We start from the raw sequence: 17360 nt of genomic DNA on the forward strand, positions 1-17360 counted from the left end.
ATTCAATTTCCTAAAACTGGTTTATTTTCTCAATCAAATCTCTAAATATTTACCGTTGATATTTCGGTAGCAATCTGAATTTGATCGCTTAAAACTGCGTCAATATCTTCTTTAGTAGTGAGCGGATTAGCGATGACTGCACGCAGAGCAATAATCGGAATTTCCCGATCAAAACAGATAGTAGTTTTTGTTGTCCGTGAGATAAAAGTTCGACCAATTTGCCGCTGAATCTTCTGGATTTTTTCATTAAATTGACTAATTAGCTGATTATCGGTTTCGGTCAAATTATTTTTAACTACGATATCTCTTAATGACTCTGGAATATAGCGATATATAAGTAAATTAGTATCAGGTTTTGCTAACAACTCAAATTCCGGCATAGTACAAATCCTATCTGCCATATATTGAGTTTTCCGAATTCCTTCATCAATCAAAAATTCATATCCCTTAAGTCCGATCAGATTTAGCCCAGCATGTAAGAATAAAGCCATACCTGGCCGAGAACCTTCTAAAGCACGTTTCCCTAAATCAAATGACCCTTTACGCATGGTGTAAGCTGCTTGCTTTTCGATTGCTTTCGCCAGATCGGGATCGCGGAAAAAAACCATCCCAATGCCCATCGGCAGATACATTTGTTTATGTCCATCAATGGTTACTGAATCAGCCCATTCGATACCAGCAAGTTTATGTCGATGTTGTTCAGAAAAAATGAGTGGCCCACCCCAGGCAGCATCTACATGAAAATGAACTTTAGCGGCTTGTGCAATCTCTGCAATCTCCGCGATCGAATCTACTCCACCTGAGTCTGTGGTGCCGGCAACGCCTATAATACCAATAATCAGCAATTTCTGAGCATGACATTTCACAACAGCTTCGCGTAGTGCTTGTATGTCAACTTGATTGTTAGAGTTAGTAGGAATTCTAATCAAACCTTGTATACCAATGCCCATCAAATCCGCAGCTTTATCAAAAGAGAAATGCATCAACTCAGAGCCAATAATTACTGCTCCTTTATAGCCGTAGAAATCTAGGGCTGCTGTTAAGCCTTCTTTTTCTACGCCACCAAACCCATCTTTTGCTCCTAAAGAATTGTTTCTGGCACACCAGAGGGCTGTAATGTTAGCAGTTGTACCACCAGAAAGCAAGATTCCTAAAGTACTCTGGCTATTTTGAATATGTTGAGCATAGAAATTATCAGAAAAGTTGTAAATCAGTCGATGCATCATTGCTAAAGCCTCTCGTTCACAGAAGCTGAGGGATTTAGCTGTCTCTATTTTAACGGCATTTTGATTCATTGCCGTCATCAGTTTGGCAAGAGGAAGTACAAAGCTGGGAAGTGCAGAGGTCATATGACCAATAAATCGAGGCGAAGATGTATGTATTGAATGATCAATAACATTGTTAGTTAAGTATTTGAGATAGCTTTGAATATTACCAGGTTTAACAGGTATTTTACTATTAGAAAACCTACCTAATAAAGAATCTATTTCAATATCCGTGTTGGCATCATTTGTGCTTAAAAAGTTTTGCGATATGTTATCAACCAAACCATCTATATCGTAAGGATTTGCTTTCCCAGAGGAAGTAAATAATTCGATTATTTCTTCTTCAATTCCAGGTTGCAAAGATTGCTCGGCTTCAAAAAAGTAATTTTGTTTTTGGATATCTTGTTTGCTTATTGTCATTATTTTAGTTAGATTATTTTGGTCTTTTATGGCATTTTTTAGGGAATACTGCCATTGATTTTTTTAACAATCAATTGTCTTTTGGCTTTGTAACTGTTCGATGTTGTTGCCTAACTTGTTTTCGGCGATGTATGGAAGCTTGCCTACTTTCAGGTCGATGAGAATGTTCTGCAAGAGACAGTTGTTCACTTGACTGCTGACTAAGATATTGAGCTAAGTAGCTAATGGTTGGATAGTGAAACATTTCAAACAAGGGAAATTCTTGCTGAAATATTTTTTGTAATTTGTTATGAACCTGAACTAAAAGTAATGAATGACCACCGAGTTCAAAGAAATTGTCATTAATTCCTACCTCCTCGATGTGAAGAACTTCTTGCCAAATACTAGCAATGCTTTGTTCAATCTCCGTTTGGGGTGGCTGATAAGTAGCTGCCAATTCGGGACGTATTTGGTCAGGTAATGGCAATCCCCGACGATTAATTTTACCATTTGGCAGTAGTGGTAAAGCTTCTAACATCACAAAGGATTTTGGCATCATATAATCAGGTAGTTTCTCTTTCAGCAAGTGATTAAGTTCACTAACGGTGAGTGTTTGCTGTAGATCAGAAACTATATATGCCACTAGTTGCTGGTTTCCGGGATCATCTTCCCTACATATAACTACGGCTTCTTGTACCCCTGGATGTTGACCGAGTACTGCTTCAATCTCTCCTAATTCAATGCGGAAACCACGAATCTTAACTTGGTCGTCGATTCGTCCTAGAAACTCAATGTTGCCATCGGGGAGATAACGAGCTAAATCCCCAGTCTTGTAAAGGCGAGAGTACTTTGTACACGCTTTGCGATCGCAATTCCAGGATTGGTCTTCTTTCGCCTTTGCGAAGGGATTGGCGATAAATCGCTGTGCTGTCATCTCTGGTTGGTTCAAATAACCTCTAGCTAGTCCAGCACCACTGATATACAATTCACCAGGCACTCCCATCGGCACAGGTTCTAGATATTGATCTAGCACATAGATTTTTGTATTAGCGATCGCCCGACCAATCGCAACACGCAAAGGTATTGGCGTTTGCGGCTCAATACAGTAGCAACTAACATCAGCAGCAACTTCTGACGAACCATAAAGATTTAACAAAGTACTTGTCGGCAAATTCTGACGGAATTGCTGCAACAGTTCAATCGAAAGTGCCTCGCCACTAGTTACCCACAGCTTTAACTTAGGTAGTCGTAGCTGTAAATCGTTGTACGTATCTAATAATATACGCAGCAATGAAGGTACAACTACCAACCTTGTGACGTGATTATTAGCAAGAGTGGTGACAAATTCTTTTGGGGCTTTGACGACTTGATCGGGGATAATTACTGTCTTTATTCCTTGCAGTAAGCCTCCAAAAATTTCCCACACTGAATCTACAAAGTTTAAGGATGTTTTCTGGCAACAAATATCTTCAGAGGTAAATGGATAAGTCTGCCACATCCAGTAAAAACGATTAATTGCACCTTGATGAGAAGCACAAACTCCTTTGGGTTTGCCAGTCGAACCAGAGGTGTAGATAATATATGCTAGGTCATTGGCTTGAGAGTTTACGACAGGGTTCTCTGGGCTATTTTGGGCAATATTATCCCAGTCAGTGTCCAAGCAAACGACTTGTGCTTGATGTTCTGGAAGTTTCTCTACCAAATGTTGTTGAGTCAGAATTATTGGTACTTGAGTATCCTGCAACATGAAAGCTAAACGCTCTTGGGGATAAACTGGGTCAAGGGGTATATATGCACCACCTGATTTTAGAATACCCAACAGTCCGATGATCGTGTGGAGCGATGCCTTCGGCAACGTCTTCGACGATCGCTCCACACAAATTCCCACCAACACTTCTGTTCCTACACCTAGCTTTTGCAGGTGATGTGCTAGTTGATTCGCTCTAGCGTTGAGTTCTTTGTAGGTTAACTGCTCATTTTCACACACTACTGCTACAGCTTCCGGTGTGCGCTTCACCTGAGTTGCAAACAACTGATGAATACATATTTGCGGATATTCAACCTCAGTATTATTCCACTCTACAAGTAATTTCTGTTGCTCTGTTGCTGTTAAGAGCGACAACTCTGAAACTCTATATTCTGGGTGAACGACAACGCCCTCCAGTAAAGTCTGAAAATGTTCCACCATCCGCATAATGGTGGCGATATCGAATAAATCAGTACTGTACTCAACTTTTCCCGTTAGTCCTTGATCTGTTTCCAACAAGTTGAAGCGTAGCTCAAACTTTGCTGTTCCATTGTTAAAATTCAAGGTACTCACAGTTAAATTTGAAAGCTCCAATGGTTCTACACGCGCCAGTTGCAGATCAAATTTGACTTGCAACAAAGGTACCATTTGGGCTATATTTCGCTCTGGATTTAGAATATCTACTAGCTTATCAAACGAGAGGTCTTGATGGTCATAAGCCCCCAGAGTTACCTCACGCACCCGATGGAGTAAAGAGCGAAAAGAAGGATTTCCCGATAAGTCAGTACGCAACACTAAAGTATTGATTAAAAAACCAATTAGCCCTTCTGTTTCAACTCGATTACGGTTAGCAATATCGGTGCCAACAACAACATCACTCTGATTAGTATACTTATGCAGTAAAACTTTAAATACTGCTAGTAGTAACATAAACAAAGTCACTCCTTCTTTCGCACTCATGGTTTTGAGTGCATCAGATAGAGTTTTAGATAACTCAAAGGACTGAATAGCACCTTGATAAGTTGGAATAGATGGCCGAGGTCTGTCGGTGGGTAGTTCTAACACAGCAAGATCAGCAAGCTGTTTTTTCCAGTAAGCTATTTGGGTTGCTAATACTTCTCCTTGCAAATATTCTTGCTGCCAAATTGCCCAGTCTGCGTACTGAATTGGTAGTTCTGCTAGTGGTGAAGGTTGCTCATTAGCAAAAGCCTCATAAAGAACTTTCATTTCCCGCACGAATACGCCGTCAGACCAACGATCAGAAATAATGTGATGCATTATAAAAAACAGCACATACTCTGTCTGTGCCAACTTGAGAAGAGTTATCCGCAATAATGGTTTAGTGAGGTCAAAGGGTTCCTGAATTTGTACACTAGCTAGTCTTTGAACTTCCTCTTCTTGATTAGGCACTCCCTGAAGATCAATTATTGGTAATATAATCGGCTGGGTGGAAGCAATTACCTGAATTGGTTGTCCTTGGGAATTGGTAATAAAAGTTGTCCTTAAAGTTTCATGGCGTCTGACAATTTCAGTAAACACTTTTTCTAACAGTGCCACATTCATCTGACCTTTAAGACCCAAGGCACTCATACCATTGTAAGCACTATTATCAGGGTTTAATTGCTGAAAAAACCATAGTCGCTGTTGAGCAAAGGACAAAGGCAACTCATTATAATCTTTTCTTTTAGATATTTCGATTTTAGATATTTCTGGATTTGTTAGAGGACTCAAACCTCTCTGCTTGAGCCGCTTCTCAAGTACTACTCTTTGTTCGGGAGAAAGAGCCGCAATTTGTTGATAAAAATTACTCATTAGTACATATCCACAATAACTAATACTCAATAAACCGACTATTTAGAACAATTAAGCATTTATCTCAACGATACCATTTTTTCTTGATTGCACATATCTTTTAACTCTTTCAGGTGAGGTAAACTCGCCATAACAGAGTCAAAATTTGGATTAAAGTCAATCAGACAAGCAACTTCATCAACACCAGCTTGCTCTATTTGTTTGATCATTTGCATACAGCTTGTTTTTGACCCAATTAGAGTTTTTCCTTTGAGTAGACCTTCATAAGCAAATCGTAAAAGGCTATTAATATCTGCTTCAGTAAACTTTTCTAAGTTGATTTGCAAACCAGCATTTTTGGCAAGATTTTCTAGCAGATCAATATGTACTTTCAAGTAATTGTAAAAATGTTCTCTCACTTCTTCTTTTACGATATTATAGTCTTCTCCTACAAAAGTATGTAACATCATTGCTACTTTCCCAGCTTGAGGATCGTGACCATGTTTAGCTAAAGATTGACGATATAAAGATATTTGTAGGGCTACTTCTTCTAAAGTCCCTTCCAACAAATAGGTTAATATGTTAGCACCTATTTTGCCAGCTTCAACAAATGTCGCCTTTGATTTACATACAATCCAAATAGGTAGCTTCTGCTGTATTGGTCGGGGAAATGTCTTCACTTTGAAAAGTTTGCCAGTAATATCTTTGAGTTCGACTTGTTCACCTTCCCAAAGCTGCTGGACTGTTTGAATTCCCCGCCACATTGCTTCTCTGCGGTTTGCATGGCTCTCACCAGAAAGCACAAAGTCGTCTACTGTCCAACCAGAAGCAAAACCAAGAGCAACTCTACCATTTGAAAGATTATCAACTACAGACCACTCTTCTGCAACTCGTGCTGGATTATGCAGTGGCATTACAAGACTACCAGAGCGTAATTGAATTCGCTTAGTAATCATTGCCAAAGCTGTACTGGTTAGTGAAGGGTTGGGGTAAAGTCCTCCAAATGAATGAAAATGACGTTCAGGAGTCCAAATTGCTGAAAACCCATTTTGATCTGCATATTTGGCACTTTCTATTAATAAGTTATATTTATTCTTTTGAGTGGTTAAACCATCACCAGAAAAATAAAATAAGCTAAAATCCATGATTGAAATCCTCAATTGATGTAAAAAAATTATTTAACTTTTGATTGTATTATTCAGTAATATTCAATATAGCAATCCTAAATGAGCAATAAATATTGGGTTTTAGTCATTGACAGTCAACAGACTCGACTAATTTATTACAACTCAAATAGGGTTGCTATACTAGATAATGCTAAAAGACAGAAAGGATACTGTTGATTTCATCAGCTTTTCAAGTTTATTCAACTGGATACCTATACTAATTCTTGTTGAATTTCTTCTGGTGATAGGCTTCTAACTTCTTGTAATAAAGCTGCCATTTCTGATAATTCTTCTTGTTGGGGTTGCTTTGTGGCAATGAGTACAGCGAGTCCAGCTACAGTTGGAGCATCAAAAAGAATACTTTGTAAGGGCAATTCTACTTGAAAAATTTCTCGCAAACGTGAAGTCACCTGAACCGCTAGTAAGGAATGTCCTCCCAATTCAAAAAAGTTATCGTTAACACCAACTTTTTCGATACCAAGTAGCTCTTGCCAAATACTAACAATCTTTTGCTCAATCTCGTTACTAGAATCTATGTATGCTGTTTGCAGATTTGGTCTTGAATGCTGCGATAGTATACCTTGGGAATTGTCTGAATGCTTTAGAGATTCTCGCTTCAGCCATGTGTTGAGCCTAATTTGTAAATCTCCTGGCGAAACAATGAATTGACCTGCTGAACCCATTGATAAAACGCGCAGAGAAACATCCCACGCTTCTTTGGGGGTCATTACCAATTCATTCAAATCTGCTCCAAATGCAATATTTGTTTCTGCTTTCTGTTCATACTTTACAGCATCCCAGTTGACACTGAACCACGGAACAAAGCTTTTCTGATTAAGTTTGTTAACAAAGGCATCTGTGAAGAGATTAGTAGCAGAGTAAGCAACAAGTCCTAGTCCTCCCACCACAGAAGATAATGAGGATTGCACTAGACAAAAATCTAGTTCTTTCCCTTGCAAAGCTTTTTCTAGTACATAGAGTGCGTCAACTTTAGAGTGAAATAGCGATTCAGTTTCAGTTTGACTAATCTCTTGAATAGAGAAAGTTGACTTTTCGTTCCCCATTGGTGTTACATAAAACACTCCATTAATTTGATTAAAGTAGTCATAAGATTGATTAATTGCTGCTTGCATTTTTTCAACATTGGCAACATCAGCCTCAACAATTAGCAATTCTGTACCTAACTCTTCTAACGCTAGGATTTTTTTGATGTAATTACTAATTGCATCTTCTTCATCGTGAGTTACTAACCACTCAGACCATTCATTTCTTTGGGGCAGCCCTATATTCCCAATCAGGATCAGTTTAGCTTGTACTGTTTGAGCTAGATACTCTGTAAAGGTTAACCCAAGATTTCCGGCGAAGTCACCCGCAATCAAGTAAATTCCTCCTGTTTTAAGTCTAGTTGTTTCTTCGACAACTTCTGGAATTTGGGTAGACTCAAAAATTTGTATCCATCGATGACTACTACGGTAAGCAACAACTAAGTCATTTGACTGGGCTGTGAACTCTACCATGAGTTGCTCTATGATTTGGTTTTCTTTGAAGTTTTTTGATTCAGGAATGATGATATCAATGTTACGACAGGTAAGATTTGGATACTCTTGGGGAATGACTTTACAAGGTCCTAGTACTGTCCCTTTTTCTGGAATCAATTTCTCTTGTCCGATGGTATCATACAGATTATTGGTCACGACCATGATTTCAACAGAGGTCGTAATGTTCTGTTTACTGAGTGCTTGTGCTATATATAGTAGACTGTAAAAACCGATTTGATGCTGTTCAAAGCTGGAAATTTCTAATTCAATGTTAGCGGTAATGCCCCAAAAATGAGCAATGGTTTGTGGAATTTTTTCTATTGCACGCAGTGCCTGAAATAAGGCATCATAGTTATGTCGGCATTGAGGATTAATTGCGAAGGCGCGATCGCTCAGTTGGCTAAATTCTTCTCCTACCGTTACAGTAATCACTTCTTGACCCTGTTGCTCTAACTGTTGGGCAATTTGTGAACCCAATTGACATGAGTCCATAAAAATTAGCCAGCACTGCTTTTGCTTTGTTGACTTTGTTTTGTGGAAAGGTTCAAGTAATTTTACTTGTTTCCAGGTAGGAAGATAGAACCAGTCGGAAATATTTGGTTTTTTGCTGAGTTTAGTTGGACGATGATTGATATCGTTGGTTTTGTTTGGCTCAATCCAATAACGTTGGCGTTCAAAAGGGTATGTCGGTAATGGAATTCGCTGCCTTTGCTCAAACGCATAAATCCTATCCCAATCTACCTGTACCCCTGCTAACCAAAGACGCCCCAAGGTGTTGAGTAAAAATGCCACATCTGATTGTTGGTCTTTTGGATGGCGCATTGAACTCAGGACAATTGACTGATGAGTTTGTTGTTTGGCAAAAGTATTTAAAGTTCTCCCAGGCCCAACTTCCAACAATATTTGCTCTGGTTCTTTAATTAACTCAGCAATGCCTGTAGCAAAGCGCACGGTGTATCGCAGATGTTTTGTCCAGTAGGTAGGATTGGTTGCTTCAGCAGCAGTAATCCAAGTTCCTGTCAGGTTTGAGATGAAAGGAATTTGCGGAGGATTTAAATTAACTTTATCCACAAGCTTGGTGAATGGTTCCACGATCGCATCCATCATTGGAGAATGAAAAGCGTGGGAAGTATGCAATGGACGACACTCTATAGCTTGTTGTGTTAAACGACTTTGCAATTTAGCGATCGCTTCTACACCACCTGATACAACACACAATGATGATGCGTTAATTCCGGCAAGAGTTAGTTCCTGATTCAGCCAAGGTTGTATTTCCTCCTCAGAAAGCGCAACGGAAAGCATAGCGCCAGGTGGAAGTTGTTGCATTAGTTGTCCACGAGCTGCAACCAGTGCCAAAGCATCTTCTAAAGAAAATACACCCGCCAGTGTTGCTGCTACATACTCGCCTATACTATGACCAATCATTCCCGCCGCAGATATACCCCAGTCTATCCACAATTGCGCTAGGGCATACTCAATAACAAATAACGCTGGCTGGGCAATATGAGTTTGTTGTAATTGCTGTGCAGCTACTCCAACCTGTTCTTTGTCTGGATATAAAATAGTACGTAAATCAACGCCTAAATGAGATTTGAGTATCTTACAGCACTCATCGATATGTTTCCGAAATACTGTTTCAGTCTCGTATAATTCTCGACCCATATCTACATACTGTGAACCTTGACCGGGAAACATAAATATAATCTGTCGGTTACAAGGTTCTTGATAGTGAGTAAACAGCCGTTGTGAATCTAAGGTTTCTAAAACTTCTACTGCATCATCAAAATTCTGACATATCAACATTCGGCGATGGTCAAATGCTCGCCGACCTACCTGAAGAGTATAGGCTACATCAGCTAGATTTAAATCAGGATGTTGCTTGAGGTGGCTAACAAGATTTGTCGTTGCAGTTTCCAGTGCCGAGCTGGTTTTCGCAGACAACAACAACAACTGCCAAGACGTAGAAGGAGTAGAAAATTCAGCTATTGGGGCTTCTTCCAGAATTACATGGGCATTCGTCCCACCAAAACCGAAAGAACTGACTCCTGCTCGACGAGGAGTGCCGTTGGTATCCCACTTAGACAGTTTTGTATTAACGTAAAAAGGACTGTTGGCAAAATCAATCTGAGGATTTGGTTGTTCAAAGTTCAAGCTAGGAGGTATCTGTTTATGCTTCAGCGCTAGGACAGTTTTAATCAGACCTGTCACCCCAGCCGCAGCATCTAAATGCCCAATATTAGTCTTGACCGAACCAATACCACAGAATCCTTTTTTCTGAGTACTAGCGCGAAAAGCCTGTGTTAGGGCGGCAATTTCAATGGGATCTCCCAAAGAAGTTCCAGTTCCATGAGCTTCAATATAGGTAATTGTCTCAGAATCAACCTCAGCCATAGCCTGAGCCGCTCTAATCACCTTTGCCTGACCATCTATGCTAGGAGCTGTATAGCTAACTTTTGACGAGCCATCGTTATTAATTGCAGAACCTTTAATGATTGCATGGATCGTATCTCGATCTGCGATCGCTTCCTCTAATCGCTTCAAAACTACAATACCTAGACCCTTACCTTTTAAAGTTCCCTGCGCCTTAGCATCAAAGGCACGGCAACGTCCATCAGGAGATTCAATCCCTCCCTCTTGATACAAATAACCACCAGCTTTTGATATTGAATTTCCTCCAGCTAGAGCAATATCACATTCACCACTCAACAAACTTTGGCAGGCCAAATGTACAGCAACTAAAGAACTTGAGCAAGTGGTTTGCACCGCATAACTTGGCCCTTGCAAGTTTAATTTGTAAGAAACAAATGTAGTGATATAGTCAGGAGAATTTCCTTTTTCTATTTGTTTATCACCCGCAGAGGCGACAATTTCGGAATTAGAATAAATGTTTAATAAATAACTACCTGCACTAGTACCAGCGTAAACTCCAATCGGCTTATTGTAGACCTCTGAGTTATAACCCGCATTTTCTAGAGCTTTCCACGCATACTCTAAAAAAAAGCGGTGTGAGGGACTCATGATTTCAGCTTCTCTAGGATTGATGCCAAAAAATGAGGCATCAAACAAGTCTATGTCTTCGACTATACACTCTGCCTTGACATAATTAGGATTGCTGATTAAATCTGGATCTACACCTAAATCTTTTAGTTCTTCATCATTATATAAATGAACTGACTCTATTCCGTCTCGAAGGTTTTGCCAAAATTGCTCAATATTTTGAGCATTTGGGAAACAACCACTCATGCCTATAATAGCTATTTCTAGCCCTGTTTCTTGACTCAACAAATTTACAGATTTATCCATTCTTTTTATCCTTTTATTAAAATAGTATTTTATGTATTCTGTTTTTTTCTTTGTGCTAGGCGTTGTTTTAAGCGACCTTTACCAGCTTCTAGTTTTTCCTTTTGTTCATTACTATCGTCAGCAAAAAAATCATCTTTTGCTTCTTGACTTAAATACTGTGATAAAGAACTGATGCTCGGATACTTAAACAGGTCAACTATTGCCAAATCCACTTTCAAGATTTCCCGTAATTTGCTCAAAACCTGAATCATAATTAAAGAATGACCACCAAGATCAAAGAAATTATCTTGGATACCTACCTTCTCTAGATTAAGTGCCTGCTGCCAAATACTAGCAATTAAACGTTCCGCCTCATTTCGAGGCATCACATAAGTAGTTTCTAATTCTGAGCGCATATCTGGTTTAGGCAACGCCTTACGGTCTACTTTGCCGCTAGGTGCTAATGGTAAATTTTCCAGAATCACCAAGGCAGAAGGTAGCATATAATCAGGTAACTTTTCTGTCAAAAAGCTACGTAATTCATTCATGGTCAGGGTAAGTCCTGTATTGGCAACTACGTAAGCAACTAATTGATGATTACCCCATTCTTCCTTGTAAGCTATAACCACTGCTTCCCGTACAGATGAATGTTGTGCGATTTGTGCCTCAATTTCTCCCAGTTCGATGCGGAAACCGCGAATTTTTACCTGGTGGTCAATACGTCCTAAAAACTCGATGTTGCCATCGGGTAGCCACCTTCCTAAATCTCCAGTTTTGTAGATTAAATCTTTGCGGTTTCCTGGCAATACCTTTATAGCAATTGCAAATGGATTGGGAACAAAGCTTAAGTTGGTTTTTTCTTCATTTTTCCAATATCCATCACCTACGCCAATTCCAGAGACGCAAATCTCACCAGGAATACCAATTGGCACTAAATTCATTTCTGAATCAACAATATAAATATTTAAATTTGCTAAGGGCTTACCAATAGAAACTGTTCTTTGATTATCCGGTAGAGGCTTGTCAACTATAAACTGAGTAATATCATCCGCAGCCTCAGTCGGGCCATAAGCATTAGCAACTCTGATTGATGGATACAAATTCAACCACTGATTTACCTGCCTGACTGGTACTGGTTCTCCAACTATCATCATCCACTTAAGGTCAGCTAATACTCTCTGATAATTCGACAATTGAGAAGTATAGTCTAATAATCCTTTAAATAAGGCTGGTACTAACTCAACAACAGTAATTTTTTGTTCTTGAAGCACTTTAAACAGTTTCTCAGGAAGCGCAACCGTTTCAATATCTACGATTACTGTCCTACCACCAATTAAAAGTGGTGCTAAAAATTGCCATACAGAAATATCTGTTGAAGAAGGGGCACTTTGTAGAAAAGCAAATTCTTCAGTTAATTCTAACTCATCGAATTGAGCATATATATGATTAATTGCTCCATCATGTCTCACAATTGCCCCTTTAGGAAATCCAGTTGAGCCGGAAGTATAGAGCATATAAGCTGGATCGGTTGCTACATTACTATCTCCTAAGTTTTCTTTCAATAAATCATCAAAATTGCGCCGATCAAAAATGTTAAATTTGACTTCCTTAACGAATTCTTGGTGCTGAAGTTTAATGTCTAAACAAATTAAACTTTCTAAGTGCGGACAATTTTCAATTAAACCTGCCAAACTGCTGAAACAGGAAGAGTCTGTTAAAACAACTCTGACTTCGCTGTTAGCTATCATGTATTCAATTCTATTTAGCGGATAAGTACTATCAATCGGAACATAGGCTCCACCAGCTTTATATATAGCAAGTATACCTATAACAAAATTGATATCCCGGTCTTTTAGAATTCCAATAAACTCTCCTTTTTTCACTCCTAAAGTTCGCAAAAATCTAGCAAGTTGATTGGCTTTTTCATTGAGTTGTCGATACGTGAATTGAGTGCGCTCAAAAACAACAGCAATATTATCAGGTGTTTGTTCTACTTGTTTTTCAAATAAAGTATGAATTGTCTGATTTACTGGGTAGTTTTTACCATTATCGTTAAAATGTTCTAATAGTTCTTGTCTGTCAAATTTATTTAAAATCGGGATCTCAGATATTTTTAGATATAAATTTTTAGCTGTGCTTTCAATTATATTGGTCAAATAATTTATAATTTTTCTAATATTATCTTCTCTAAACAACTCTGTATTATAATGCAATTGGCCTTTAATTAAATCTCCTTTAATTTCAAAAGCAAATGTTAAATCATTTTTTAACTCTGCTATGTTTTGGAAAGAATGTATATTTTTTAGTAAAACTACTATATCAAAAATAGGGCAGCGATTTTGATTATTTGGGATATTTAACAATTGCATTAAGTCATCTAAAGGATAATTTTGATGAATGTATGCTTCTATTGTTTTTTCTTTAACTTGGAGTAGACAATCTTTAAATAGAAGTTGATTAATCACATTCAAGCGCAGAGGAATCAGTTTATTAATTAAAGATTCATCACTAGCTTCTGGTTGATAAATCGGAGAGCCGACAATTACATCATTATTCCTGGTAGACTTTTGTAGCAATATACTAAGTGCCGTGAGCAATACTAAATAGGTAGAGAAATTAGAGTTTTTAGTCAAACTCAAAATGGCTTGAGACAAGTCACTTGATAATTCAAAACTGAGCGAATTTTTATTATCTGCGTAAATAGGAGGTCTGACATAATCTGTAATAAAATTTGTCTCTGGTAATTCTCCAGATAATTGATTTAACCAAAAAATCTTCTCAGCAAATAAATCTTCAGCTATCAAGTTCTCTCTAATTTGAGTTGAAATCATCACTTTATCACCTTAGACTTTTTGGAATTGCCACATCTAATTAGTTATCAAAAATTCATTTGGACAAACAGTCTTCAAAAGCTTGCTTAATGATTAAACATCCTTTTTGTAAGGTCGCCATTTCAATTGTCAAAGGTGGCAGAATTTTGATAACAGTATCATTCCTACCTACTGTCTCAATTATTAAACCTAGCTCAAAGCAACGTGATGTCAACTCTTTAGCAAAACTACAATCACCAAAATTAGCAACATCAATACCCCAAATCATTCCAATTCCTCGGATTTTTATATTTTCATTGATTGGTGCTATGTTCTCTATTAAAAAATGTTTTAAAAATGACTCTTTAACTTTGACATCCTGTTCAAGATTGCTACTTTCTCTATACTCTAAAGCTGCTGTTCCCCCCACAAATGCCAATTGATTGCCTCTAAAAGTGCCAGTGTGCTCACCAGGCTCCCAGATATCTAATTCTGGCTTAATTAATAATAGAGACATTGGAAACCCGTAACCACTGATAGATTTTGAAAGTACAATCATATCAGGGACTATATCTGCTCGTTCAAAAGAGAAGAAAGACCCAGTTCGACCACAGCCGACTTGAATATCATCACAAATTAATAAAATTTCATGTTTGTCACACAACCTTCTTAATCGTTGTATCCATTCAATTGGTGCGACAATAATTCCTCCCTCAGCTTGCACAGTTTCAAATATTATGGCTGCTGGTTTTTCAATCCCAGAGTTTACGTCATTCAATACCGATTCCATAAATTCTATGGTGTCAAAGCTTTCCATAAATCCATAAGGATAAGGCATAAACGTGACACTATTGGATGTACCAATTGCCCCAGAGCGAATGGCGGTATTGCCGGTAATCGATAAGCTACCTAATGTCATGCCATGATAAGCTCCCATAAAGGAGAAGATTCCTGGCCTTTTTTTGATTTTTCTAGCTAATTTTAAAGCAGCTTCAACGGCATTTGTTCCAGTCGGGCCACAGAACTGGATGCGATAATCTAGCTGTTTTGTATTTAGTATTATCTCGTTAAACTTAACTAAAAACTTCTCTTTAGCTGAAGTATACATATCTAAGCCATGAGCTATTCCATCAGCATCTAAATATGACATGACTTTTTGCTTTATATAGTCATGATTATGTCCATAGTTTAAAGCGCCAGCACCAGCGAAAAAATCTATGTATTCTTCACCTGATTCAGAATAAATAATAGAACCTTTAGCCCGATGCAGTACGGCTGGGAAATTACGGCAATAGCTTCTGACCTTTGATTCACACTTTTCAAAAATATTCATTGAATTAACGGAGTTACTTGGCGGCAATAATACCTTTGTTCTGATAATTTTCACATCTTGTGAGTATGGATGCGAAAATGATTGGAAAAGAATTCAGAAGTCAGAATTCAGGCGTCAGAATCAATCATTCACAGGTCTTAAACCCGATTATTCATCCGCCCTTATCTTATGGGAGAGGCTGCGCGAACAAGTCGAGAAACCTTCTGTTAGCGCTTGGCTCACCAGTCGTACAGAATACCTAGCTGAATTCTGACTCTTGAATTCTGTTCGATAAAATCGAGCTTATCTAATGAGTGGTTTCCGGCAAGAAAAAGCAATACCAGGTTGTCGTTCTTTTGAAGGTGTTAACTCTTTTTCATAGTCATAATAACTAATTTCTATAAAACCTACATTTTTCAAAGCAGACTGAATTTCTGCTATTGTAAAATGTTTGTTAGAAATAATATAATTTGAACGCTGCCATTCCCCATCTATCAATCTAAACAAACTAGTGTGATATTCAACTACTCTTTCTTCTGGGTGAGTAGATGCTATTGTAGCTCTGACATACTCATCTTTGATCTCAGCATGTTCTCCTATCCTTTTCTCGTAAGGATATGACTCTTCCACGAATACATTAAATACGAAAAGACCATTTTCTAGCAGTGCATTATACACATTCTGGAAGACGCTTGTTAGTTCTTTAACCGTTAATATCTGGTTTAATGACATCTGTGAAAAGACACCATCAAAGGTAGGTGGTAATTTAAATGACCGGGCATCCTCAAGGAGCAATTGACTATTAGGGGCGTTTTCGCGAGCGTAGTTTAATAGCGCTTCTATTACATCAATCCCAGTTGTTTTGTAACCTCTGGTTTCAAGCTCTTTTAAAAAGCATCCAGTTCCACAACAAAGATCAAGAATATGCGCTTTTTCTGGAAGATATTGGAGAAATAATTGTTCTAAAAACCTCATCGTTAATTGAATATCTTCTGGACTTTTACGCTGGTTTTGTATTGCAGCAAAAACATTATAAAAATCTGCTGGAGTAGGACTGACAAAAGACATAAAATATTTCTCCTGATTTCAAAAAAATTAAACTGAGGTGGTGACAAGCAAGCTAAAAACCTAGATGATTTTTAAGAAATATAATTAAGATAGCTTTTATAAAATTTAAAAACCATCTGAGGAGGTATTTTCATGACTAATCCCATCGCTAATAAAAAGTTATAATATGAATTTTGAATCGGCATACCCTTTCTAAAAGCGGCTAGAGCATTCAACGAGCTTTTGCTAGTGTGCCAATCAATATTAAAAGAAATTGATGTATCCAAACTTCTAACATGATGCAGTGTACCAGGAGGCATATATAAAATATCACCAGGATTGACGATAAATTTAATTGGTCTTGCATATTTGTATTGAGGATATTTATTATAATCTGGCTTTTCTGGATCAATCAGAAACCATCGCCAACCTTGACGATAACAATATTTTGCATCTTCAGGCTGTAATATAGTAAATTGTTTTCGTCCAACAATTTGAAAAAAAATATTGTTAGTCAGAAGGCAATCAAAATGTAGTGGGGTAATGCTTTGAGAGGAACCGATAAAAAATTGACAGTAACGCCACCATTTGTAATGATACCATTTTGGCAAATAATCTAGAGGAAACGGTTGAACATCTTCTATTAGTGCAGGTATTAAACTAAATAATGGCAGGTCATGACAATAAGGTGGTAAGTCATTATCATGAGGATTTTTTTCAAAGTCATTTATTATTTTTGCATATTCTTCGATAGTGACGCTAGATAATTGTATTCCTTGAGTACTACTAAACTTTTTAGCATAAATTTTAACATGGGAAGATAGATTTTTGAAATATTCTATTGACCATTTATCAAAACTATTCCAACTTGGAATGACACCTGAGATAATAACTGGTTTTCTCTTTTGGACATATTCTATTTGAAATTCATCGTTTGAAAGTTTATATCGACGTTCTATTTCGGTGGAAACGAGCATAATTTTATTTATCTTTTTTTGATTGA

General features: G+C 37.8%; 8 protein-coding genes. All 8 read right to left on the reverse strand.

Annotated features, from left to right (window positions below; all coding sequences use genetic code 11):
- Positions 1–41: 41 nt before the first annotated feature.
- Positions 42–1685 carry an aminotransferase class V-fold PLP-dependent enzyme gene (locus tag V7K25_RS30245; protein WP_335163398.1) on the reverse strand — a complete coding sequence of 548 codons (1644 nt, stop codon included), beginning with the start codon at positions 1683–1685 and terminating at the stop codon, positions 42–44.
- Between the two features lie 70 nt (positions 1686–1755).
- A complete protein-coding gene (locus V7K25_RS30250) occupies positions 1756–5223 on the reverse strand; it encodes a non-ribosomal peptide synthetase (protein ID WP_335163400.1) in 3468 nt (1155 codons plus the stop codon).
- A gap of 59 nt (positions 5224–5282) precedes the next feature.
- A complete protein-coding gene (locus V7K25_RS30255) occupies positions 5283–6347 on the reverse strand; it encodes an LLM class flavin-dependent oxidoreductase (RefSeq protein ID WP_334921259.1) in 1065 nt (354 codons plus the stop codon).
- Positions 6348–6580: 233 nt separating this feature from the next.
- Positions 6581–11209, reverse strand: a complete 4629-nt coding sequence (locus V7K25_RS30260) for a type I polyketide synthase (protein ID WP_335163402.1) — start codon at positions 11207–11209, stop codon at positions 6581–6583.
- Positions 11210–11238: 29 nt separating this feature from the next.
- Positions 11239–14019 (reverse strand): non-ribosomal peptide synthetase, encoded by a 2781-nt coding sequence (locus tag V7K25_RS30265; RefSeq protein WP_335163404.1) that lies wholly within the window; start codon positions 14017–14019, stop codon positions 11239–11241.
- Positions 14020–14074: 55 nt separating this feature from the next.
- The gene (gene ectB, locus V7K25_RS30270; RefSeq protein ID WP_335163566.1) at positions 14075–15331 is read right to left on the reverse strand and encodes a diaminobutyrate--2-oxoglutarate transaminase; all 1257 of its coding nucleotides are present in this window, start codon (positions 15329–15331) and stop codon (positions 14075–14077) included.
- A gap of 282 nt (positions 15332–15613) precedes the next feature.
- On the reverse strand, positions 15614–16378 hold the full coding sequence (locus tag V7K25_RS30275) for a class I SAM-dependent DNA methyltransferase (RefSeq protein WP_335163406.1): 765 nt from the start codon (positions 16376–16378) through the stop codon (positions 15614–15616).
- 71 nt (positions 16379–16449) lie between these two features.
- Positions 16450–17334 carry a cupin-like domain-containing protein gene (locus tag V7K25_RS30280; RefSeq protein ID WP_335163408.1) on the reverse strand — a complete coding sequence of 295 codons (885 nt, stop codon included), beginning with the start codon at positions 17332–17334 and terminating at the stop codon, positions 16450–16452.
- Positions 17335–17360: the final 26 nt, after the last annotated feature.

The sequence above is a fragment of the Nostoc sp. genome (assembly GCF_036919495.1).
In the GTDB taxonomy this organism is placed as follows: Bacteria; Cyanobacteriota; Cyanobacteriia; order Cyanobacteriales; family Nostocaceae; genus Nostoc.